1 protein-coding gene is annotated in these 667 nt (G+C 57.3%); it reads right to left on the reverse strand.

Annotated features, from left to right (window positions below; all coding sequences use genetic code 11):
* The coding region (locus C942_RS24230; protein WP_036801923.1) for an HlyD family efflux transporter periplasmic adaptor subunit at nucleotides 1-667 on the reverse strand (667 nt) is incomplete at both ends.

The following is a 667-nucleotide window of genomic DNA, read 5'->3' on the forward strand; positions in this document are numbered from 1 at the left end:
GGATTTGCACCTCGGCTTGCTGTACCGCATTTTCTGGGACGATGATCATCAGGTTTTGCGCCGGCTGCAGGACGGCACCCAGGGTGTAGACGCTAAGCTGCTGAACCGTGCCGTCAACCGGTGAACGGATGATTTCCAGTTGCTCGCGTTCACGGACTGTCGACAGCTCCTGGCTCAGGGCGGTCAGTTGCAGCTTGGCCTGCCTGCGTTTTTCCAGCCATTCCCGCTGTTTTTGCGCTAAGAAGCCGGCCAGTCTCTCTTTAAGGCTGCGGTACTGGGATTTCAGGACATCCAGCTCAGCCTGCTGCTGCGCAACCTGGCGCTGTGCTTCCAGCAGCTCTTTCTCCTGCTCAAGGTATTCCACCTTACCAATGACTTTGACTTGGTTTAGGGTCTTGCGGGCTGCCAGTCGCTGGCTGATATTTTCAGTCAGGCCGGTCAGGGCATTGATGTCACTCTGGCGTGCGGCCTGCGAGGTCCGGTTGACCTGCATTTCAGCACTGATGCTGGCAAGGGTTGCTTCAAACTCGCGCTTTTCGCTGAGGTAGTTTTCGCGGATCAGCGCCTGTTGTTGCTCCGGCAAGGCGGTGAACATGCCATCTTCCGCCAGTGGCTGGTCGCTTAGCAGTGCCCGGTAACGAAGCAGTTCGTTTGTCTGGAACTCGGA

The organism is Photobacterium marinum (assembly GCF_000331515.1).
In the GTDB taxonomy this organism is placed as follows: Bacteria; Pseudomonadota; Gammaproteobacteria; order Enterobacterales; family Vibrionaceae; genus Photobacterium; species Photobacterium marinum.